Below are 20,561 nucleotides of genomic sequence, written 5' to 3'. Positions count from 1 at the left end.
GAGTGCCTCAGCCTTGAGTGCCAGCGGGGGCGTGGTGTAAACGGCTTGAAGTCTCACCTTGCCGCCAGCGTCGCTAAATGAGGAGCATCTCAGTGGCAGAAGTGGCCCACCACTGGGGATTGACTACGCCGCTTGAATGAAATTGCTCAAAAAGGCCTGAGTCCGTGCTTCCTGCGGGTGACAGAACACTTGCTCTGGCGGACCGGATTCCACGATCACGCCTTTGTCAAAGAAACAGACGCGGTCTGACACCTCCTTGGCAAATTGCATTTCGTGGGTCACCAGCAAGATGGTCAGATCCTGTTCCTGGCTCAGCTTCTGAATCACGCCCAGCACTTCGCCGACCAGCTCTGGGTCCAGTGCCGAGGTGGGCTCATCGAACAGCAAAATGTTCGGCTCCATGGCCAGAGCGCGGGCAATGCCCACACGTTGTTGCTGACCGCCCGAGAGCTGACTGGGGAATTTGTCCGCATGGTCGATCAGACCCACCAGATCCAGGTATTTGGTGGCTCGTTCGCGCGCTTGCTCCTTGGACAGGCCCAGTACATGCATGGGGGCTTCGGTCACGTTGCGCATTACGGTCATGTGAGGGAACAGATTGAACTGCTGAAATACCATTCCCATTTCCTTGCGCATTTCGCGCAAATGCTTTTGGCTGGCGGGGACCAACTGGTCGTTGACACGTTCATGCCACAGGGGTTTGCCCGCGACCGTAATGACGCCGTCGTCTATGGTTTCCAGCGTCATCAGGATACGTAGCACCGTTGATTTGCCCGATCCTGAGGGGCCGATAATAGTGACTTTTTCACCCCGCCTGACTTGAAAGTTCAAGGCATCCAGCACGGTGACGTCACCGAATTTTTTGGTGACATGCTCAAATTCAATGATGGGCTTGGAGAGTGTGTCGATCATCGCAGAGGGATTCCTTGCTTGGGCAAACGTTGGTCCAGTGCTCGTATCCCCGCTGAAGCCAGCAGGGTCAGCAGCAGGTACAGGCCGCCCACCATGGACAGGGGAATGATGTAGTTAAAGGTACGGTCACCAATAATCTTGGCCACATTCAGCACTTCCAGCACCGATACAACAGAAAGCACGGGCACGTCTTTCATGATGGATACCAAGTAGTTGCCCATGGCTGGAATGATGCGGGGGATGGCCTGGGGCAGGGTGATGACCATAAAGGTGCGCAATGGGGAAATATCCAGCGCACGGGCAGCTTCAGTCTGCCCGTGGGTGACGGATTCCAGACCGGCCCGATAAACTTCCGACAGATATGCGCTGTACTGCACACCCAGTGCCAGTGCGCCGGTCAGGAAGGCGGGCAGCACGATGCCGTAGTCCGGCAGTACGTAGTACAGGAAAAACAATTGCACAAGCAATGGCGTGTCGCGCAGGAACTCGGTCAACACATAGGCGGGCCAGGAGATCAGGCGCAGACGCACGCTTTTCAGGCCTGCCAGAATCAGTCCTAACACGGCGGCAACACCAAAACCCAGCACGGCGGCCTGGATGGTCACCCATAAACCTTTGAGCAGGATAGGCAGGATAGACAGCGCAAATGCTCCATTGCTGCTGGTGTCCCATTCAATACCAAACAGCATGTTCAGCTCCTTTGCGCGCGCCAGCGGCCGGTTGCGCGCTCCAGCAATTTCATCAGGACGGTCAGTACCAATGCCATGCCAAAGTACATCAGCAAGAGCAGGGTGTAGATGGTGGTGCTGTCTTGGGTGAAGTTGCGTATTTGTTCAGCTCTAAAGCTCAAGTCCCCCAAGCTGATCAGGGAGACCAGGGCCGTATCCTTCAGGTTCTGCACGGCCAGATTTCCGAAACTGGGCATCATCTCTGGAATGGCCTGGGGCAGGCTGATGCGCCAAAGGGTTTGGCGTTCTGTAAAGTCCAGGGCCTTGGCGGCTTCCAGTTGAGAATGCGGTACGGCCTGGATAGCGCCGCGCACCACTTCGGCCCCATAAGCGCCAATGTTCAGGCCCAATGCCAGGGTTCCAGCCACGACCGGGTCCAGCCGCCAGTCCAGACCGAGCGACTCGCCCAGAATCGGCAAGGCAAAGTACAGCCAGAATAGCTGTACCAACAAAGAGGTGCCGCGAAACACCTCGATAACGGTGATGGACAAGGAGCGCAGGACCACAGATCGCGATAGCCTGCCTATACCCAGCGCGAAGGCGGCGATGGCCCCCACGACCGTTGAGTACAGGGTGAGCTGTATGGTGACCCAGGCCCCTTCCATCAGGGCCGAGCTGTAACTTAACCAATCCATATCAGATTCCGGACAAGGGCAGGCGGGGCACTCCCGGTGCGAAATGGGCCCTTGCGAGGGGCTACGCAGGCTCGTGCGGCCGCCTTACCCGCAGGTGAAGGATCAGGCTTTACACAGCTGTTCCGTGGATTTTTCAAACGAGTGCTTGGCGTCTTCCTCGGTAAAGCCGTGCTTGTCGAGGATCGCTTTCCATTCCTCGGTTTTCTTGAATTCGGCCAGCTCCTTGTTCACTGCGTCGCGCAGATCTTCGGATTCCTTGGCAAAAGCAAAACCGCCCCAGCTGCGAACCGGAGTGCCGTTGATGACGGGGTCCTTGAATTCGGCGGCCAGTTCCACCTTGCCGCTCCCTTTGGATGCCAGGTCACTGACGGTCTGGCCGGTGGCAGCATAGGCGTCGGCACGACCCGTGGCGACGGTAGAGATGGCATCCGCGTTGTTGGAAATCGTGATCATGCGATCATCGGGTACGCCCAGGGCCTGCATCATTTCCAATTGATCGGCACCGGCCATGATGGCGATCTTGTGATCGGTCTTGGCAAAGTCCTCGTAGGCGTGAATGTTTTTGGGATTGCCCTTGGCCACGAGCAGGCCTTCACCATACGAGCTGTTGGGCTCGGAGAACAGCACGGTATTGCAGCGTTGCGGCAGGATGGCCATTTCAGCGGCCACCATATCAAAGCGCTTGGCTTGCAGGCCGGGAATCAGGGAGCCGAAGTTGGCGGTTTCCCATTTGATTTCCTTGATGCCCAGACGCTCCAGGATGGCTTGCGCCACTTCAGGACCTGCGCCCTGAGCCTTGCCGGACATGTCCATGTAACCGTAAGGAATTTCATTTGCAACGGCGACGCGAATCACGCCGCGCTCTTTGACTTGTTCCAGCGTGACCGCGTGGGCGCTGGAGGCGGCAGCGACGGTGCCCAGCAGGGCCAAGGCCAGCGCGCAGAGGGGCTTGGAGTGTAGTTTCATCATGAGTCCTTTTCTCGCCTTTACCATTTCGTTATGAATGATTTGTTTTACGAAAGATTTGCAGGGAAATCATAGCGCATAAAATCATTCGTACTCAAATTAAATGGATAGAAACTATCGACCAAAAGAACTGATTAGAATTTATATATAAATAAAGAGTTTGGTCTTAGGGAAAATGCGTGGTGTCTTGAGTACGTGTTTTTACTATGCTCCCAAGGATTAAAGAGCGCTTGTCCTCTCAAAAGCGCCTGGCTTGTGCCTACCCCAGATTGATTCATGAATGAGTTCGGCGCGCCTTCGGGCGCGCCGACACCTTTTTGGAAAGTGCGCTTTACGGTGCTTTCAAACCCTGCTGGTGCGGGAAATGCACGGTATCAAGAACACTGTGCGGTCCCAGCAAGAGTGCTCATCCTACGCGGTGCTGCGCCTCTTGTACCGGCAGCTGGCGACTTCTTCAGATCAGAAGTACAGCCGGAAAAAAAGTTGGTGACAGACTTACTTAATGCAAAATCGTGGAGGCTCTATGAGCAGAGAAGAGGGCGGTTTTATAAAACAGCATCTGATTTGGGTGCTGGTTGCGGTGCTGGGGGCCTTTGCCCTGGGAACGGTGGCGCTAAGCCGGGGGGAGAGCATCAATGCTCTATGGATCGTAGTCGCCGCAGTCTGCGTCTATTTGATTGCCTATCGTTACTACAGCCGTTTCATTGCTCGTAAGGTCTTTGAGCTGGACGCCACCCGCATGACGCCTGCCTGGCGTCATAACGATGGTCTGGACTATGTACCGACCAATAAGCATGTGCTCTTTGGTCACCACTTCGCGGCGATTGCTGGCGCGGGCCCCTTGGTCGGGCCGGTGCTGGCTGCGCAAATGGGTTATCTGCCCGGCATGCTCTGGATTCTGGCCGGCGTGGTATTTGCGGGGGCCGTGCAGGACTTTACCGTTCTGTTCATCTCCATGCGCCGCGACGGGCGCTCGCTGGGGGATCTGATCAAGTCCGAACTGGGCACGGTGCCTGGCGTCATTGCGCTGTTTGGCGCCTTCATGATCATGGTTATCATCCTGGCCGTGCTGGCGCTGATTGTGGTCAAGGCCCTGATCAACTCACCGTGGGGCACCTTTACGGTGGCAGCGACGATTCCGCTAGCCATTTTCATGGGGATTTATCTGCGCTTCCTGCGGCCGGGCCGTATTGGCGAGGTCTCGGTGATCGGGCTGATCTTTCTGCTGGCCGCGATTGTGTACGGCCAGGACGTGGCCGCGCACCCCACCTGGGGGCCGTTCTTCACGTTGAATGGCGAAGAGCTGACCTGGGCACTGATTATTTATGGCTTTATTGCCGCTGTGCTGCCCGTTTGGCTGCTGCTGGCTCCGCGTGACTATCTGTCCACCTTCCTGAAAATCGGCACGATTGTGGGGCTGGCCATCGGTATTGTAATTGTGGCACCCGATCTGAAAATGCCAGCGACCACCAAATTTATTGATGGCACAGGACCGGTCTGGTCCGGCAGCTTGTTCCCCTTCCTGTTCATCACCATTGCTTGCGGTGCCGTGTCCGGTTTCCACGCCTTGATTTCCTCGGGCACCACACCCAAGATGATCGAAAACGAAACCCAGGCGCGCTATATCGGTTACGGCGGCATGCTGATGGAATCCTTTGTGGCCATCATGGCTTTGGTCGCTGCTTGCGTGATCGAACCTGGCATTTACTACGCCATGAACAGCCCGGCTGCCCTGATCGGCACGACTCCTGAACAGGCCGCGCAAGTGGTGTCCAGCTGGGGCTTTCTGATTACGCCGGCCGATCTGACCCAGATGGCCAGCGACGTGGGTGAAAACAGCATTATTTCGCGTGCGGGTGGTGCTCCTACCCTGGCGGTAGGCATGGCCTTCATCTTGCATAATGTCATCGGCGGGCCGGCGATGATGAGTTTCTGGTATCACTTTGCGATTCTGTTCGAGGCCCTGTTCATCCTGACTGCCGTGGATGCCGGCACCCGTGCCGGCCGCTTCATGCTGCAGGATCTGATGGGCACCTTCGTACCGGGCTTGCGCCGTACCGAGTCCTTGGTCGCTAACCTGATTGCCACGTCCTTGTGCGTGGCGGCGTGGGGCTATTTCCTGTATCAGGGGGTGGTTGATCCGTTGGGTGGCATCAATACGTTGTGGCCTTTGTTCGGTATTGCCAACCAGATGCTGGCGGCAGTGGCATTGGTGCTGGGGACGGTGGTGCTCTTTAAGATGAAGAAAGATCGCTACGCCTGGGTGACCGTGGTTCCTACTATCTGGCTGTTGATCTGCACGCTGTTTGCCGGCTTTCAGAAGATGTTTCACCCTGATCCCAAGATCGGCTTTCTGGCGCATGCCAAGGTGTATCAACAAGGTCTGGCCGAACAAACGGTCATGGCTCCTGCCAAATCGCTGGAGCAGATGCAGCAGGTTATTTTCAACGATTATGTGAACTCGACCTTATGCGGCTTGTTCATTTTTGTGGTTGTGAGCATGGTGTTCTTTGGCATACGTTGCGTGTTGAACGCGCGCCGCAGTGCCGTGCCACATTCAGCCGAGACGCTGTATGAGCCTTTGCCGGCTCAGGCAACAGCAGGAGCGTGATATGAAAGGATTATTGACTGGAGCGATAGCGCGCGGAGCCCAGGCAGGGCGGGGGACGGGACGCTACCTGGCCACCACCTTGCGTCTGATGGTCGGTGTACCGGATTACGAGACCTATCTGACGCACATGCGGGTAAATCATCCGGACCAACAGCCGATGGCATACGCCGAGTTCTTCCGCGAACGACAGCAGGCGCGGTATGGGGGTAAAGGACGTATCGCGTGCTGCTAAGTGAGTCGGCTAAGGGTCAGAGCCAGGGTTCTGGCCCTTTCTGCATGACAGTCCGATGACAATAAGCCTAATTGTGTTTAGATGTAAAAATAAGACAAACCAAGGTTCTAAACGATTTATCGTGTTTTTTTGCGTCAGCACGAAACAAATGGGCCAATAAAATTCACTAAACGAAATATATGTTTCGTTTTATGGGTTTTTTTCATGGGTTTTTGGTATAAATATTTTGTTGTTATGCGGTTTTTTGGATGAATCTTGCTGGTTTTGTTTGGCGGCGCCTCAGGAACTGTGTTAGGATTTTTCCCATGACTTTCGCAAACCCCGTTTTCTTCTTTTATTTTTATGCTTTTCCGATGCCGCTGGTGGAGGAAAGGACGGGTTGCACCAAACAGAAGTAAGACCTAAATCCTGAAATAAGCCGCCAGCATAGACCGGGCGGCTTTTTTTTCGTTTGCCCCCGGACCTGGCAAACCAACTGGAGTTAAATCGTGTCGCACAATACTGATGATTTACGGATTCGTGAAATTAAGGAGCTCTCTCCCCCATCGCACGTGATGCGCGAGTTTCCGTGTACCTCTGCTGTATCGACGACGGTTCACAAGGCGCGCCGCAGCATCCACAAGATTCTTCACGAACAGGACGATCGTCTGGTGGTCGTGGTGGGCCCGTGTTCCATTCACGATACCGAAGCGGCCATGGACTACGCCCGCCGCCTGACAGAACAGCGCAAGCGTTTTGCGCCCGAGCTGGAAATTGTCATGCGCGTGTACTTTGAAAAGCCTCGTACCACCGTGGGCTGGAAGGGCCTGATTAACGATCCAAACATGGATGGCAGCTTCAATATCAATCAGGGTTTGCGCACTGCTCGTGAATTGCTGCTGGCTGTGAACCAGCTGGATTTGCCAGCGGGCTGCGAGTTTCTGGACATGATTACACCCCAGTACATTGCTGATCTGGTGTCGTGGGGCGCGATTGGTGCGCGCACGACAGAAAGTCAGGTTCACCGAGAACTGTCCTCGGGATTGTCTTGCCCGGTCGGTTTCAAGAACGGCACGGATGGCAATATCCGCATTGCGCTGGATGCCATCAAGGCGGCCTCCCAACCTCACCATTTCCTGTCGGTCACCAAGGGTGGTCACTCCGCCATTGTGTCCACCGTGGGCAATAACGATTGCCATGTGATTCTGCGCGGCGGCAAGGCGCCAAACTATGACGCTGAGCATGTCGAAGCCACCAGCCAGGCCATGATCAAGGCCGGCATGGTGCCGCGTGTGATGATCGATGCCAGCCATGCCAATAGCAACAAGGATTACCGTCGTCAGCCTGAAGTGCTGGCCGATGTGGCCGGTCAGATTGCGGGTGGCGATATGCGCATTTGTGGCGTGATGATCGAAAGTCATCTGGTCGGCGGCCGTCAGGACGTCGTCGAAGGCAAGCCGCTGACGTACGGGCAAAGCATTACGGACGGTTGCATTGATTGGGATGACACGGTGGCGGTGCTGGAGAACCTGGCCCAAGCCGTGCGTCAGCGCCGTCAGGCCCGGGTCGCACTTGAAGAAGGGGCACTTAGCCACTCATAATAAGGTTTTGCCTTTTTGGAATGTTCATGAATGCTCCCGCTCATGCCGAAATCGTGCGGCGCCCTTTACCTGAAGGTTTTGTAGAAGCCTTGCAGGCTCAGTTTCAAGAGCGTTGTTCGCTGTCTCACGCCGTGCGTGAGCACCATGGTCGGGATGAATCGCCTTATCCACCCATGCTGCCCGATGTGGTTGTGTTTGCCCGCAGCACTGAAGAAGTGGCCTGGGTGGCCCGTCATTGTCACGAGCATCATGTGCCGCTGATCCCTTACGGGGCTGGCTCCTCGCTGGAAGGACATTTCCTGGCAATTCAAGGTGGCGTCAGCCTGGATTTGTCCGGCATGGACGAGATCGTGGCAATCAACGCCGAAGACTTCACCGCCACGGTGCAAGCTGGCGTGACGCGCATGGCCTTGAACGAGCATATCCGTGATACGGGCTTGTTTTTTCCCATCGATCCCGGTGCGGATGCCAGCTTGGGCGGGATGGCGGCAACCCGTGCGTCGGGTACCAATGCCGTGCGCTACGGGACGATGCGTGAAAACGTCCTGACCCTGAAGGTCGTGACGGCAGACGGCCGCATTATCGATACCGCTAACCGCGCCAAGAAATCCTCGGCCGGTTACGACCTGACCCGTCTATTCATCGGTAGCGAAGGCACGCTGGGCATCATCACCGAAGTGACTGTCCGTCTGTACCCTCAGCCCGAAGCTATTTCTGCCGCCATCTGTAATTTCCCCGATCTGCGCTCTGCCGTGCAGAGCGTGATCGAGGTCATTCAAATGGGTATTCCGATTGCGCGTGTCGAATTCATGGATACCGCAGCCGTACGTGCCACCAATGCCTACAGCAAGCTGACACTGAAAGAGTCGCCCCTGTTGCTTTTTGAATTCCATGGCAGCCCCAGCGGGGTTCAGGAGCAGGCCCAGGTAGTTCAGGAAATCACCCGTGAAAATGGTGGCATGGATTTTGAGTGGGCCGACAAGGCCGAGGACCGTTCCCGTTTGTGGACGGCTCGACACAATGCCTACTTTGCCGGCTTGCAACTGCGCCCTGGGTGCCGCTCCAGCACCACAGACGTGTGCGTCCCTATCTCTGCGTTGGCAGAGTGCGTGGCCCAGACCGCGGCCGACATGGATCAGGCTCCGTTTCCGTACACTATCGTGGGCCACGTGGGCGATGGCAACTTTCACGTGCTGATGTTGCTCGATGCCGATAGTCAGGAGGAATGGGACGAGTCCGAGCGCCTGAACCGCCGGCTGGTGGAACGGGCGATTGCCATGCAAGGTACCTGTACCGGCGAGCACGGCGTAGGTTTGCACAAGATGGAGTTCATGCTGGCCGAACACGGTCAAGATGCGCTCGACGTGATGGGCAGCATCAAGCGGGCGCTTGACCCGCATAACATCATGAATCCCGGGAAGATGTTACCCGCACGCGCTCAGGCCTGAGCGCGCGCTTGCCCCTGACCAAGCCCAGTCTGTCCAGCCTGGGCTTTTGTGACCGGGGCGGCACAGCTTGTCAGAAACCCCGTGCGGGGACGGCCTGTCCCTGTACTTGCGTCAGGGCAGGCGTACAATGCTTTTTTTAGTTAGTCGGGTGCGCGCCGGTCCGTGGGTTTGCGGGCTGTGGCCCCGCTCATCATCACTGCAATGACTATTTCCACCAAAAAAGGTCGCGTCGTTATCGGAATGTCCGGCGGCGTGGACTCCTCCGTTTCGGCCTGGTTGCTTAAAGAGCAGGGCTATGAGGTCGTCGGCCTGTTCATGAAGAACTGGGAAGACGACGATGACTCCGAATTTTGCTCCTCGCGCCAGGACTGGCTGGACGCGGCCAGTGTGGCTGATCTGGTCGGTGTCGAAATCGAGGCAGTCAACTTTGCTGCGGAATATAAAGATCGCGTGTTTGCGGAGTTCTTGCGAGAGTATTCGGCAGGTCGTACCCCGAATCCCGATGTGCTGTGCAATGCCGAAATCAAGTTCAAGGCTTTTCTGGACCACGCCATGACCTTGGGTGCCGACTGGATTGCCACCGGCCATTACGCCCGTGTGCGTGGCGTGCCCATGGCTGGGGGCGGCACAGACTATCAATTGCTCAAAGGTCTGGATGCCTCCAAGGATCAAAGCTATTTTCTGCACCGCCTGAACCAGGCGCAACTGTCGCGCACTCTGTTCCCGTTGGGCGAGATCAACAAGCAGGAAGTGCGCCGTATTGCTGAGGAATTGAAGCTGCCCAATGCGGCTAAAAAAGACTCAACCGGCATTTGCTTTATCGGCGAGCGTCCTTTTCGCGAGTTCCTGAATCGTTACTTGCCCACTCAGCCCGGTCCGATCAAGACACCGGAAGGGCAGGTGCTGGGCCAGCACGTGGGCCTGGCTTTCCACACCTATGGCCAACGCAAGGGTTTGGGCATTGGTGGCGTCAAGGGCAAGCAGCGCGAAGATGGGACTGCCGACGCCTGGTATGCCGCCCGCAAGGACCTGGCCACGAATACGCTGTATGTCGTGCAGGGTCATGATCATCCCTGGTTGTTACAGTCCGAATTGAAAGCCGAGCAGACCAGCTGGGTTGCAGGTCACCCACCCGCGTTGGGCCCGATTCACGCCAAAACGCGCTATCGTCAGGCCGATGCGGCCTGCACGATTCTGGCTGCCGACGGTGATAGCTTGTCTTTACATTTTGACGAGCCTCAATGGGCCGTCACTCCAGGCCAGTCCGTGGTCTTGTATGACGGTGAGCGCTGCCTGGGCGGCGGCATTATTCAGTAAGAGGCGGGCATGGAACCCATTTTAGTCATCAGTTTGCTGGTGCTGGGTGCCGGTATTGGCTTGGCCGCCGGTCTGCTGGGGATTGGCGGGGGCATGATTCTGGTGCCATTCCTGACCTTTCTGCTGCCCCTGTTTGGTGTGCCGCAGGAGTTGGCCGTTCATGCCTCGATCGCCACGGCGATGGCCACCATCTTGTTTACTTCCTTGTCCAGCGTGCGGGCTCACCATAAGCACGGCGCCATCCGTTGGGATGTGGTCAAGGTGATGGTGCCGGGCCTGATAGTGGGAGGGCTGCTGTCGGGCGGTGCGGTGTTCGCCATGATAGACAGCACGGCGCTGGCTATTGTGTTTGCGGCGTTTGTCTTGTATTCGGCCTCCAAAATGGCCCGTAAATCGGCCCCGGTGCAAGGCCGATCCTTGCCGGCTCCTTTCTGGATTGCCGCCATGGGGGCGCTGATCGGTTTTGTGTCCGGTCTGCTGGGTGCTGGCGGGGCATTTCTGTCCGTTCCTTTTATGCTACGCGGCAATGTGCCGGTTCGGCAGGCGGTTGCGACCTCCGCCGCGCTGGGCTTTTTTATCGCCCTTGCCAATAGCGTGGGCTATATCTGGTCCGGCCAGGTGAGCTTTGGCAGTCATCCAGGCATGATTGGTTTTATCTACTGGCCTGCCTTGCTGATTGTCTCGGCCACCAGCATCTGTACCGCCCCCTTGGGTGCCAGTCTGGCCCACAAGATTGACCAGATGACGCTCAAGCGCATTTTTGCCGGCATGCTGACGGTGCTGGCGCTCTACATGATTGCGCAGGCCATTACACAGGCTTGATGAGGCGCTCAGACTGGACTTTGCCATCGCTAAAGTCCAGTGCATCCCGCTCGGTTTCCTCTAGCGGCTCAAAACTTTCCCCTTGTGTCCATCGCATCGCCGACCGTAGGGCGGTAAGTGCCTGCTCGCTTTGGGGCAAAGTACGGCCGTACGCATGAAACTCGTGCGTCATGTCCGGCCACACATCCAGGCGTACCTGGGCTCCCTGCCGGTGTGCCTCACGGGCAAAATCGCGGATCATATCGACCATGATTTCTTTGCCGCCTGCTTGGATATAGAGAGGGGCCAGATGACGCAGATCCTGGGCGATGGGAGAGAGCTGTGCATCGCTCCAGGGCCCCTCTCCTTTCAGCCACTGCCCATACCGCAGTGTCTGGTAGCCCTGCACCATATCGTAGCGATCATGGCCAAACTGACTGGCCCCTCGTCGTCCGGTATCAGTCCAGGGGCTTAGGGCCAGGGCCAGCGCAGGCTGGGGCAAGCCCGCCTGTCGCACTCTCACCAAGGTCATCAGTGCCAGATGGCCGCCCGCTGAGTCGCCACCCAGGACTATGTCTTGGGGGCGCAAGCCTTGGGCGAGCAAATAACGGTAGGCTTGCACCGCATCGTCCTGTTGGGCCGGATGCGGATGCTCCGGGGTCAGGCGATAGTCCAGGGCAAAAATCGTGGTTTGCAGGTGATGAGCGAGCAGACGAATAAAGTGCAGTGACACCGCGGGATAAAAAGCATAGCCGCCGCCATGGAAGTACAAAAGAGTGTGGGTCTTGTCAGCATGCTCGGGAATAAACCAGTGTCCCCTTGGCTCTTGAGCGGTGCTGGCCTGTACCCGTACCGGCAGGTCCGGTTCTGCAATTGTGTACAGACTGTCGAAGTAAGCCCGGCTTTGAGCGATGTTGTCCAGACGAAAGGCGTGATTGAACTGCTTTCGATAGAACAGGGTGGCGATCTCAAAGGAGATGGTCCAGCCGTGGACTTGTGGCCTGCCTATGGCCCGTCGGGCCAGAACATCCACCGTGGTGGCCCACAACGTAAGGACGCTGCGGCAACGGTGGGACCAGGAACCTTGCAGAATGATTTTGGGCATGGAGAGGAAGCTGAAGTAGGATACAAGAAGAGCAGTCAGTGTGGCCGGCCTTGCTCGGGCCGGATAGAACGGAAGCGACGTCTCATGACCACTTTGTCTCGTGCCTGCCTGCATCGTCCTCGCCGCCATACCGCGGCCAGCATCCATCTGGGGGTAGAGCGGGACACCCGCGGGCTGGATTTGCTGCCTGAGCAGCGTTTGAATTGTTATCCGGCCTCGCCGCTGGTGGTGTTGTCGTGGATTTTTCATGGCCAGCTGCATAGGGTTCGGATGCTGGCTGAGGGCGGTCCGATGGTTCTGTCAGAGGCTTTGTCCAGCATGGTGCTGGCTGGGCCCTCGCGCACCCCGTCCATGAGTTGGTCTCCGGGCCCCGTGCATGCCATTTCGATTGGGCTTTACCCCGATGCCGTAAGACAGATGTTTGGTATTGAGCCCCATGCCTTGATGGATCAGGTCTTGCCCATGGATCAGGTCTTGCCGGCTGCGGCCTGTCGGATTCTGGAGCAGGTGCAGCCTGGGCAGGGAAGGCTGTTCGAGCAACTGGAAGCAGCCATTTATCGCTGCACGCCTACTGAGCGCCTGGGCAGCAAAGCGGGGTCTGCCAACTTACATGATTGGTTACGAACCTTGGCGATGAGGGCGGCAATGACGCGCCCCGGAACGGGTTTGCGCCAATTGCAAAGACAGATCAAGCGGTGGGCTGGGCAAAGTCAGCGTGAACTGCAACTGTATGTGCGCGTAGAGCGTGCCTTTGACTTGCTGCAGCAGCAGGAAAAGACGGACTGGTCAGCGCTTGCGCTCCAAGCCGGCTACAGTGACCAGTCTCATTTTGGTAGGGAGGTCAAACGGATTACGGGTTATTCGCCAGCCCGTTTTGCCCAGCGTCTACAGACTGACGAGGCCTTCTGGATGTACCGTTTACTGGGCGAGTGCTAAGTCGGCAGACATAAAAAAACCCATTCAGAAGAATGGGCCCTGGTTTGCTGTCGCAACGCTCACTGCGTAGGCGGCAAGGTGCTGGCAAACGAGGGGCGCGTCTGGAGTTTCTCATCCAGGCGTTGCAAATTGCCATACTGCGAGCGCCAGTCCAGCTCCGGAAAGCGCAGGTCCAGATAACCCAGTGCGCAGCCCACGGCAATATCGGCCAGGCTAAAGCTGGTTCCCATGCAAAAGGACTGGTCACCAAGGGTGTTGTTCATGGATTGCAGAGCGGCGGTGATCTTGCTGTTCTGACGATCAATCCACGAGGGCAGACGCAGTGCTTCGGGGCGGCGGTTTTCCACCACGATGGCGACGGCGGCATCCAGCAAGCCATCGGCAATGGCTTCCCAGCATTTGACTGCAGCGCGATCACGTCCGGCTTGAGGAATCAGGCGGCCGACGGGCGAGAGGGTATCCAGATACTCGACGATCACGCGGGAGTCAAACAAATTAGCCTGATCGTCCATGATCAGACAGGGGATTTTGCCCAGGGGATTGTGTTTCAGAATATCGCTGTCATCGGCCCACACATCCTCCAGAATCAGCTCGTAATCGAGCTTTTTTTCCGCCATGACAACACGCACTTTGCGCGCGTATGGACTTGTGAGGGAAGCTAGAAGTTTCATAAAAAGCTATCAAAAGTTGCAGGCTCAAAAAGTATAGCAGGAACCTCCGGGCGAACGCCTCGCTAAGAAGGCATGACCCCATAGCGTGGAACAATGTCTTAAAACTGTGGTTTATTCGTCAAATAGCCTGGTGGCTGGTGGATTCTGTCCCTATGCCGAACACGTGGCATCCGGCTGCCAGTGCGCAATGTTAGAATGCGGGCTGACTTTATTCCCCCTTCTTTTCTGTAGAACGATGCACATAGCCGATACCCTGAGCACTCTGAATGCCTTGTCGCCATTGGACGGGCGTTATGGCAGCCGTACCGCCCCCTTGCGTGGCCTGTTGTCCGAAGCCGCATTTATGTGGCATCGCGTGGAGGTCGAAGTGGCCTGGCTGATCGGCCTGTCCGATGCAGGTTTGCCCGAATTGCCGCCTTTCTCTGCCCAGGCCCGCGAGGTACTCAAGACGCTGGTGCAGAACTTCTCGGAAGAGGATGCCGCTCGCATCAAGGCGATCGAGCGCACTACCAACCACGATGTGAAAGCCGTGGAATACTGGCTTAAAGAAAAAGTGGCCGATCACGCCGAATTGTCCGCGGCGGCCGAGTTCATTCACTTTTCCTGCACCTCTGAAGACATCAACAACACGTCGCATGCCTTGATGCTGACGCGTGCCCGTGAGCAGGTGATCCTGCCTCAGTTGCAAGAAGTGTGCGATGCCATCAAGGCGCAGGCCCGTCTGCATGCGGAACAGCCGTTGCTCTCGCGCACGCATGGCCAGCCTGCCAGCCCCAGCACCATGGGCAAAGAGTTCGCCAACGTGGCTGCCCGTTTGCAGAACGCGATTGCGGCGATTGCCGCCGTTGAGCCTCTGGCCAAATTGAACGGTGCGACGGGCAATTACAATGCGCACTTCTCGGCTTACCCCGACATTGACTGGCCTGCCTTTAGCAAGAGCGTGCTGGGTGGGCTTGGCTTGACGCAAAACGTCTACACCATTCAGATTGAGCCGCACGATTGGATGGCTGCCCTGTTTGATGCCATTGCCCGTGCCAACACCATTTTGCTGGACTTCAACCGTGACGTCTGGGGCTACATTTCCCTGGGCTACTTCAAGCAGCGTTTGAAAGAGGGCGAGATTGGTTCGTCCACCATGCCGCACAAGGTCAACCCGATTGATTTTGAGAACTCGGAAGGCAATCTGGGTCTGGCCAATGCCATGTTGCGTCACCTGTCCGAAAAACTGCCCATCTCCCGCTGGCAGCGCGACCTGACCGACTCCACCGTGCTGCGCAACCTGGGCGTGGCCCTGGGGTATAGCGTGGTCGCCTACGATGCCTGCCTGCGTGGTCTGGGCAAACTGGAGTTGAATGCCGCTGCAGTGGATGCAGATATTGATGCCTGCTGGGAAATCCTGGCCGAACCAGTTCAAACCGTGATGCGCCGCTATGGTCTGCCCCAGCCTTACGAGCAGCTCAAAGCGCTGACACGTGGCCGTGGTATTACTGAGGAAGCATTGCGCGAGTTTATTGGTGGTCTGGAGCTGCCCGCCGATGCCAAGAACTATTTGCTTGAGCTGACTCCACGCAGCTATCTGGGCGTGGCGGTACAGTTGGCCAAGGCTATCTGAATCCAGGCGGCTGTACCTGAAAAATAGGGGGGCAGCTGCCTTCGGCTTTCTTGAGCTAGTGCTTTATGAAGTGTTTTATGTTTCATCACACAGGAGTTCACATGAAGAAATTTGCGTTTCTGACCGCCGCTGCCGCCATGTGCGCGGCGTTTGTCGCGCCTGCTACGGCCCAGTTTGCCAAGCCAGAACAAGCCATTGATTACCGTCAGGCCAGCATGGCCCTGATCGGCTCGCACTTTGGTCGCATGGCCCCTGTAGCCAAAAAAGAAGCACCGTATGATGCGGCTGCGATCGCAAAGAACGTGGAAGTATTGACGGTTTTGGCTGCTTTGCCTTGGAGTGCTTTTGGACCGGGTACGGAAGGCGGCGAGACCAAAGCCGAGGCCTGGAGCGATGCTAAAGGTTTCAAGCAAGCAACCGACGAGTTCACTACTGCGATCGATAAGTTGAAAGTGGCCTCCGATTCGGGTGACTTCGATGCCTTCCGTGTGGCATTCGGCAATGTGGGCAAGTCCTGTAAGACATGCCATGATGCCTACCGCAAAGAAAAATAAGCGGCTGGTTTGCGTGTAAAAAAGCCCTCGAAAGAGGGCTTTTTCTTTTAGGCCTGTGCCTGTGTTTGAAGGGGGCAGTTTGCCTGCTGGCAAGATAAACACAAATCATGATCGGTACTCAGTGTTAGTAAGCTGTTTCGCCGTGGGTACGGATATCCAGACCTTCACGCTCATGGTCGGCGTCGACACGCAGGCCACCGCAAACGGCTTTGGCAATGCTAAAGGCAATCCAGGCAGCCAGGCCCGACCAGACCAGGGTGAGCAGTACGCCTTCGAGTTGAATCCATAACTGCATCCAGATACTGTTACCGGCGGCGGTACCTGGCCCCCCCAGAACGGGAGCGTTGAACAAGCCGGTGAGCAGAGCGCCCACAATCCCTCCCAAGCCGTGAATGCCAAAGACATCCAGCGTATCGTCGGCTCGCAGCCAGCGTTTCAGGCCGTTCACGCCCCACAGGCAAGCCAGGGACGTCATCAATCCAATGGCCAGTGCGCCAAGAGGTGCAACAAAACCGGCAGCCGGGGTAATGCCCACCAAACCGGCAATTGCCCCTGAACACGCACCGAGTAAGGAGGGATGGCCTTTGCTGATCCATTCGCCCAGTACCCAGGCGATGACGCCAATAGCGGCAGCCAACATGGTGTTAAAGAAGGCCAGGGTGGCGTTTTCATTGGCCGCCAGTGCCGAGCCTGCGTTAAAGCCGAACCAGCCCACCCACAGCAAGGCTGCGCCGATAAAGGTCAGTGGCAGGTTGTGAGGCGGCATGGCTTCACGACGATAATTCAGGCGCGGACCAATCAGCCAGGCACCCACCAGTCCCGCAATCCCGGCATTAATATGCACGACCGTACCGCCGGCAAAGTCCAGCGCACCACGGGAGTTGAGCAAGCCGCCGTGCTGGGGGTCGGCAAACCAGACCATATGGCAGATGGGCAGATAGGCCAGTGTGAACCAGATCACGGTAAAGACCAAAATAGCCGACAAGCGGGCTCGTTCGGCCAGACTGCCTACGACCAGTGCGCAAGTCAAACCGGCAAAGGTGGCTTGAAAGGACGCAAACAGCAGCTCAGGCAAAGAACCCGACATGGAGAACTGTTGGTCAGCGGCATTGAATAGGCCATTGAAAAAGACCTTGTCCAGACTGCCGATAAACGGATTGCCTGCCGTAAACGCCAGTGAATAGCCATAGATAAACCAAAGCACCACGCCCAAACTGAATACCAGCAAGGTCTGGGACAACATGGACAAGGCATTTTTTTGACGCACCATGCCTGAGTAAAACAGGGCCAGGCCCGGCGCGGCCATCATCAGTACCAGTAGCGTGGAGACCAGCATCCACGATAGATCAGCGTTGTTCATGAGGGGTTCTCCGGTTACAGGGCTTGCTCATCGCATTCGCCGGTGCGGATGCGGATGACATGGTCCAGCGGCTGGACAAAGATCTTGCCGTCACCGATGCGACCGGTGCGGGCACTACTTTGGATGGCTTCCAGCACGCTGGGTAACTGCTCGTCGGGAATGGCCAGCTCAATGCGTATCTTGGGCAGAAAGTCGACCGCGTATTCCGCACCGCGGTAGAGCTCGGTGTGGCCTTTCTGGCGACCGAACCCTTTAACCTCGGTCAGCGTCATCCCCTGTATGCCCAGATCGGAAAGGGCCTCGCGTATCTCGTCAACCTTGAAGGGTTTGACGATGGCGGTAATCAGTTTCATAGGTGTTCCTGAAGTAAGCACAGGCAAGCCAGCCAGACGAATGCAAAGGAACACCGAAGGGGGTAGGAGACGGTTGAGAGGGGGCCGACCAGGATGGGTAATCCTGATGGATGGCTTGAGTGCAACCGGGCATGGCCGGTTTGAGCGACTCTCCGGCTGTCAGCAAGGTGTGTGACAGCGCGAACGCAAGTGGTAGGCAAGCGGACCTGTGTTGTAGGTTGAAGAGCAACACAATTCCGGCAAGGCGAGTAAGCTAGCTAGGCACGTGACCCCGGTCTTGCCTAGTCGGTGGGCAGCGAGATAACAGCAGCGCTCTGTGACGCCTGTCTCCGCTCATCTCACCACCGCAGGAACAACGACTATGGAAAAATAATATATGTTGCGGCGCAACAAGTGCGCATTGTGTACCGATTTTTTTTGAATAGTCTTAACTTTGCAACATTCGGTTTGAAAAAATGCCCCGCCCGCGAACAGGCACGGTAAACCTGTTTGTATCGCGAAAGTGTCTGGTCTGTAGGGGGGAGAGCCTCGCGGCGTCACGATCTTGGTGAACGCGGCGAGCAGGGTCAGCCTGCAACAAGGACTCAGGAGAGGGCGGTTGACAGGGCAGCCAGCGTCTAAGCGCTGCCCGGGTACGGATGTGGCCAGTTCTACAACTCGCAAGGATCAGGAAAGCAGGTCGGGGCCGGGGTGCAAGGGGCTGTTTGCGCCCGATGTGCTCTTTGAGGGGAAGGTAAGTGGTACATGCCGTCGGTTAAATGCCTGCAGGCCTCCTTGCCATAATTTGAATCCCAGGCAGGCGTCCCATTTGTCACGTTGATAGAGCCAGTGGGTCTGGCACACGGTGCAGTGGTAAAGACTTTCCGTGCTTTGTTCGTCGGCGTCGTCGACTCGTCGGATGGGTTTGAGGTAGGGATGTCGTTGGGCGTTAGGTTGCGAGAGTGGAAGGGTTTGGCACATGATGCACATGGTGCCGCGATCTAGCTGGGCCATACAATGCTCCTCAAATAATTTTGCGGTTGATGTAATAGCGTTTGCAATTTGGCAGGCCAATCATCGTGGAGTGATGGCTTGTAATAAATGTCACCACGATTCACTGTACTGCAGAAAATGTAGCAACCATTTCAGGCCGCATCTCAATGTAATGACATGCGACCCGTTGAGGATATGAGCGCAGCGCTCGAACGCAGGCGAAGCAGCTGGCCTCGAGCAAAGGTTTACGGTTTTTTCCGGGCCGGAGGCTCATTGCCCGGGATCTTTTTGGGATCAGGTTCGGGGTTGGGCGTCTTGCCTGGAGGCGTGGTGTCGGGAGCTTTGGTGGGATCAATCGCATTTAGCATGAACATCTCCTGGCTAAAGTGATCTTCCAGCGTATCGGATTTCTGGCGCAGACATCGTAAACAACTATGACGACCTGGAAGGTCTTGCCCGTTTTTTTCGGTTGCAAGTCACGGCAAGTCTGCGTGTCGAGAAAGACGATCAGGCTTCCGTCCCGATAACCCGGCTGTGTAGCGTTGACACATGGCGTGTGAGTTGGCTGATTGGGGGGGCACCTTGGAGCAGCTCGACACTGGATGGTCTAAGTTGGCCTTTGAGGGTGAGGACGCAAAAAAGCCCGCTCTATGGCGGGCTAATTTACGAGTTTGCGGAGCAATGTGTGATTTGCGGAGCAAACGTTTACAGAGAAATCTTCTGTAAGTCGCAAGATACTTGGTGGGTCGTGACAGACTCGAACTGTCGACCAATGGATTAAGAGTCCAGTGCTCTACCAACTGAGCTAACGACCCCCGTTTCCTGCGAAGAAAAAGATTATAGAACGGAAATTATTCACCACAAGACATGGTTACATAATTTTACGTTTATCCAAGCTTCGGATCGGGCCGACTGAACGTGTCACACATTTTTAACTGACCGGTTTTATACCCTTCCATGAACCAGGCCATGCGCTGTTGCGAACTGCCATGGGTAAAGGAATCGGGCACCACATAGCCTTGAGATTGCTTCTGCAGCGTATCATCGCCTACTGCTTGAGCAGCATCCAGTGCGGAGCGAATGTCCCCCGGCTCCAGAATCTGGCGTTGGGCATCGGCGTGATTGGCCCATATGCCCGCATAGCAGTCGGCCTGCAGTTCCAGGCGCACGGAAGCCTGACGAGCCTGTGAGGCCGAGCCGCTGCGACGGGCTTCATCTACGCGACGCATCATGTCCAGTTGATTCTGAACGTGGTGACCAACCTCGTGCGCAATAACGTAAGCGGGCGCAAAGTTGCCTTTGACCCCCATCGCGTGTTCCATCTCGGTAAAAAAGCCCAGGTCAATATAGAGCTTTTGATCGGCAGGACAGTAAAACGGTCCCATTGCCGATTGGCCTGCACCACAAGCCGTGGGAGTCGATCCACGATACAGAACCAGCACAGGATCGCGGTAGCTGCCATTGGTCTGCTTGGCAAAAATATCGCGCCATACATCCTCGGTTTCACCCAGGATTTTGGCAATAGTCTGTCCCTGCGCATCCGAGGCGGGAACCGGTTGAGATTGTGGGGCGGGAGTCGGGCCCTCGGCCAGGTTCAGCACCACGCTGGGGTCGACCCCGAAGTACATGGCCACCAGGGCCAGAACAATGGTCCCCAAGCCGATCTTGCCGCCGCTCAGGCGTGGCCCATTGGCACGGCGGTCCTCGACATTACGGCTGGAGCGAGACTTATCCAGACGCATCACGCTCTCCTTGAATTTGAAAACGT

General features: G+C 56.6%; 19 protein-coding genes and 1 tRNA gene. 9 read left to right on the top strand and 11 right to left on the bottom strand.

Going from position 1 to position 20,561, the window contains the following annotated elements:
• Positions 1-123: 123 nt before the first annotated feature.
• The 4 genes from ehuA to ehuB all read right to left on the bottom strand — a co-directional run bounded on the left by ehuA (position 124) and on the right by ehuB (position 3,244).
• On the bottom strand, positions 124-912 hold the full coding sequence (gene ehuA, locus VF694_RS02800; RefSeq protein ID WP_003802881.1) for an ectoine/hydroxyectoine ABC transporter ATP-binding protein EhuA: 789 nt from the start codon (positions 910-912) through the stop codon (positions 124-126).
• Positions 909-1,601 (bottom strand): ectoine/hydroxyectoine ABC transporter permease subunit EhuD, encoded by a 693-nt coding sequence (gene ehuD, locus VF694_RS02795; RefSeq protein WP_003802883.1) that lies wholly within the window; start codon positions 1,599-1,601, stop codon positions 909-911. The genes ehuA and ehuD overlap by 4 nt, the downstream gene beginning before the upstream one ends.
• A gap of 2 nt (positions 1,602-1,603) precedes the next feature.
• The gene (gene ehuC / locus VF694_RS02790) at positions 1,604-2,275 is read right to left on the bottom strand and encodes an ectoine/hydroxyectoine ABC transporter permease subunit EhuC (protein ID WP_003802885.1); all 672 of its coding nucleotides are present in this window, start codon (positions 2,273-2,275) and stop codon (positions 1,604-1,606) included.
• Positions 2,276-2,377: 102 nt separating this feature from the next.
• On the bottom strand, positions 2,378-3,244 hold the full coding sequence (ehuB, locus tag VF694_RS02785) for an ectoine/hydroxyectoine ABC transporter substrate-binding protein EhuB (RefSeq protein WP_240208533.1): 867 nt from the start codon (positions 3,242-3,244) through the stop codon (positions 2,378-2,380).
• A gap of 520 nt (positions 3,245-3,764) precedes the next feature.
• Here ehuB and VF694_RS02780 point away from each other — a divergent pair.
• The 6 genes from VF694_RS02780 to VF694_RS02755 all read left to right on the top strand — a co-directional run bounded on the left by VF694_RS02780 (position 3,765) and on the right by VF694_RS02755 (position 11,251).
• On the top strand, positions 3,765-5,852 hold the full coding sequence (locus tag VF694_RS02780) for a carbon starvation CstA family protein (RefSeq protein ID WP_003802889.1): 2,088 nt from the start codon (positions 3,765-3,767) through the stop codon (positions 5,850-5,852).
• 1 nt (position 5,853) lies between these two features.
• Positions 5,854-6,084 carry a YbdD/YjiX family protein gene (locus VF694_RS02775; protein ID WP_059317966.1) on the top strand — a complete coding sequence of 77 codons (231 nt, stop codon included), beginning with the start codon at positions 5,854-5,856 and terminating at the stop codon, positions 6,082-6,084.
• A gap of 485 nt (positions 6,085-6,569) precedes the next feature.
• Positions 6,570-7,664 carry a 3-deoxy-7-phosphoheptulonate synthase AroG gene (aroG, locus tag VF694_RS02770; RefSeq protein WP_272942518.1) on the top strand — a complete coding sequence of 365 codons (1,095 nt, stop codon included), beginning with the start codon at positions 6,570-6,572 and terminating at the stop codon, positions 7,662-7,664.
• Positions 7,665-7,690: 26 nt separating this feature from the next.
• The gene (locus VF694_RS02765) at positions 7,691-9,112 is read left to right on the top strand and encodes an FAD-binding oxidoreductase (RefSeq protein WP_003802895.1); all 1,422 of its coding nucleotides are present in this window, start codon (positions 7,691-7,693) and stop codon (positions 9,110-9,112) included.
• Positions 9,113-9,313: 201 nt separating this feature from the next.
• A complete protein-coding gene (mnmA, locus tag VF694_RS02760) occupies positions 9,314-10,429 on the top strand; it encodes a tRNA 2-thiouridine(34) synthase MnmA (RefSeq protein ID WP_039943632.1) in 1,116 nt (371 codons plus the stop codon).
• A gap of 9 nt (positions 10,430-10,438) precedes the next feature.
• Positions 10,439-11,251: a sulfite exporter TauE/SafE family protein gene (locus tag VF694_RS02755; RefSeq protein WP_003802898.1), complete on the top strand. Its 813-nt coding sequence runs from the start codon at positions 10,439-10,441 to the stop codon at positions 11,249-11,251.
• Here the strand turns inward: VF694_RS02755 and VF694_RS02750 are convergent.
• Positions 11,238-12,335 carry an alpha/beta hydrolase gene (locus VF694_RS02750; protein ID WP_440163662.1) on the bottom strand — a complete coding sequence of 366 codons (1,098 nt, stop codon included), beginning with the start codon at positions 12,333-12,335 and terminating at the stop codon, positions 11,238-11,240. The two genes, VF694_RS02755 and VF694_RS02750, sit on opposite strands and share 14 nt — an antisense overlap.
• An 84-nt stretch (positions 12,336-12,419) precedes the next feature.
• On the opposite strand from VF694_RS02750, the gene VF694_RS02745 reads away from it, so the two are divergent.
• A complete protein-coding gene (locus tag VF694_RS02745; RefSeq protein ID WP_440163661.1) occupies positions 12,420-13,271 on the top strand; it encodes a helix-turn-helix domain-containing protein in 852 nt (283 codons plus the stop codon).
• A gap of 59 nt (positions 13,272-13,330) precedes the next feature.
• Here VF694_RS02745 and VF694_RS02740 read toward each other — a convergent pair whose 3' ends face one another.
• Positions 13,331-13,942, bottom strand: coding sequence for a glutathione S-transferase family protein (locus tag VF694_RS02740; protein WP_003802903.1), 612 nt, complete (start codon positions 13,940-13,942; stop codon positions 13,331-13,333).
• Between the two features lie 235 nt (positions 13,943-14,177).
• On the opposite strand from VF694_RS02740, the gene purB reads away from it, so the two are divergent.
• The gene (gene purB / locus VF694_RS02735) at positions 14,178-15,554 is read left to right on the top strand and encodes an adenylosuccinate lyase (protein ID WP_059317963.1); all 1,377 of its coding nucleotides are present in this window, start codon (positions 14,178-14,180) and stop codon (positions 15,552-15,554) included.
• 101 nt (positions 15,555-15,655) lie between these two features.
• The gene (locus tag VF694_RS02730) at positions 15,656-16,108 is read left to right on the top strand and encodes a c-type cytochrome (protein ID WP_003802907.1); all 453 of its coding nucleotides are present in this window, start codon (positions 15,656-15,658) and stop codon (positions 16,106-16,108) included.
• Between the two features lie 124 nt (positions 16,109-16,232).
• Here VF694_RS02730 and VF694_RS02725 read toward each other — a convergent pair whose 3' ends face one another.
• From VF694_RS02725 to ypfJ, 5 genes are all read right to left on the bottom strand, one after another.
• Positions 16,233-17,468, bottom strand: a complete 1,236-nt coding sequence (locus VF694_RS02725; protein WP_003802908.1) for an ammonium transporter — start codon at positions 17,466-17,468, stop codon at positions 16,233-16,235.
• 14 nt (positions 17,469-17,482) lie between these two features.
• Complete coding sequence (locus VF694_RS02720; protein ID WP_003802910.1) at positions 17,483-17,821, bottom strand: P-II family nitrogen regulator; 339 nt, start codon at positions 17,819-17,821, stop codon at positions 17,483-17,485.
• 1,217 nt (positions 17,822-19,038) lie between these two features.
• The gene (locus VF694_RS02715; RefSeq protein WP_003802911.1) at positions 19,039-19,161 is read right to left on the bottom strand and encodes a hypothetical protein; all 123 of its coding nucleotides are present in this window, start codon (positions 19,159-19,161) and stop codon (positions 19,039-19,041) included.
• 371 nt (positions 19,162-19,532) lie between these two features.
• Positions 19,533-19,608, bottom strand: a tRNA-Lys gene (locus VF694_RS02710).
• Positions 19,609-19,680: 72 nt separating this feature from the next.
• Positions 19,681-20,535: a KPN_02809 family neutral zinc metallopeptidase gene (gene ypfJ, locus VF694_RS02705; protein WP_440163660.1), complete on the bottom strand. Its 855-nt coding sequence runs from the start codon at positions 20,533-20,535 to the stop codon at positions 19,681-19,683.
• Positions 20,536-20,561 lie beyond the last annotated feature (26 nt).

It is taken from the genome of Alcaligenes sp. Lyrl_28 (assembly GCF_051948705.1).
In the GTDB taxonomy this organism is placed as follows: Bacteria; Pseudomonadota; Gammaproteobacteria; order Burkholderiales; family Burkholderiaceae_B; genus Alcaligenes; species Alcaligenes ammonioxydans.
Note: the sequence above shows the minus strand (reverse complement) of the source record. Positions and strands in the feature narration are given on the sequence as shown.

What these genes read in the sequence shown, in the direction of transcription:
- ehuA (WP_003802881.1), bottom strand. Translation starts at nt 912, where the DNA reads ATGATCGACACACTCTCCAAGCCCATCATTGAATTTGAGCATGTCACC.
- ehuD (WP_003802883.1), bottom strand. Translation starts at nt 1,601, where the DNA reads ATGCTGTTTGGTATTGAATGGGACACCAGCAGCAATGGAGCATTTGCG.
- ehuC (WP_003802885.1), bottom strand. Translation starts at nt 2,275, where the DNA reads ATGGATTGGTTAAGTTACAGCTCGGCCCTGATGGAAGGGGCCTGGGTC.
- ehuB (WP_240208533.1), bottom strand. Translation starts at nt 3,244, where the DNA reads ATGATGAAACTACACTCCAAGCCCCTCTGCGCGCTGGCCTTGGCCCTG.
- VF694_RS02780 (WP_003802889.1), top strand. Translation starts at nt 3,765, where the DNA reads ATGAGCAGAGAAGAGGGCGGTTTTATAAAACAGCATCTGATTTGGGTG.
- VF694_RS02775 (WP_059317966.1), top strand. Translation starts at nt 5,854, where the DNA reads ATGAAAGGATTATTGACTGGAGCGATAGCGCGCGGAGCCCAGGCAGGG.
- VF694_RS02765 (WP_003802895.1), top strand. Translation starts at nt 7,691, where the DNA reads ATGAATGCTCCCGCTCATGCCGAAATCGTGCGGCGCCCTTTACCTGAA.
- mnmA (WP_039943632.1), top strand. Translation starts at nt 9,314, where the DNA reads ATGACTATTTCCACCAAAAAAGGTCGCGTCGTTATCGGAATGTCCGGC.
- VF694_RS02755 (WP_003802898.1), top strand. Translation starts at nt 10,439, where the DNA reads ATGGAACCCATTTTAGTCATCAGTTTGCTGGTGCTGGGTGCCGGTATT.
- VF694_RS02750 (WP_440163662.1), bottom strand. Translation starts at nt 12,335, where the DNA reads ATGCCCAAAATCATTCTGCAAGGTTCCTGGTCCCACCGTTGCCGCAGC.
- VF694_RS02745 (WP_440163661.1), top strand. Translation starts at nt 12,420, where the DNA reads ATGACCACTTTGTCTCGTGCCTGCCTGCATCGTCCTCGCCGCCATACC.
- VF694_RS02740 (WP_003802903.1), bottom strand. Translation starts at nt 13,942, where the DNA reads ATGAAACTTCTAGCTTCCCTCACAAGTCCATACGCGCGCAAAGTGCGT.
- purB (WP_059317963.1), top strand. Translation starts at nt 14,178, where the DNA reads ATGCACATAGCCGATACCCTGAGCACTCTGAATGCCTTGTCGCCATTG.
- VF694_RS02730 (WP_003802907.1), top strand. Translation starts at nt 15,656, where the DNA reads ATGAAGAAATTTGCGTTTCTGACCGCCGCTGCCGCCATGTGCGCGGCG.
- VF694_RS02725 (WP_003802908.1), bottom strand. Translation starts at nt 17,468, where the DNA reads ATGAACAACGCTGATCTATCGTGGATGCTGGTCTCCACGCTACTGGTA.
- VF694_RS02720 (WP_003802910.1), bottom strand. Translation starts at nt 17,821, where the DNA reads ATGAAACTGATTACCGCCATCGTCAAACCCTTCAAGGTTGACGAGATA.
- VF694_RS02715 (WP_003802911.1), bottom strand. Translation starts at nt 19,161, where the DNA reads ATGCTAAATGCGATTGATCCCACCAAAGCTCCCGACACCACGCCTCCA.
- ypfJ (WP_440163660.1), bottom strand. Translation starts at nt 20,535, where the DNA reads ATGCGTCTGGATAAGTCTCGCTCCAGCCGTAATGTCGAGGACCGCCGT.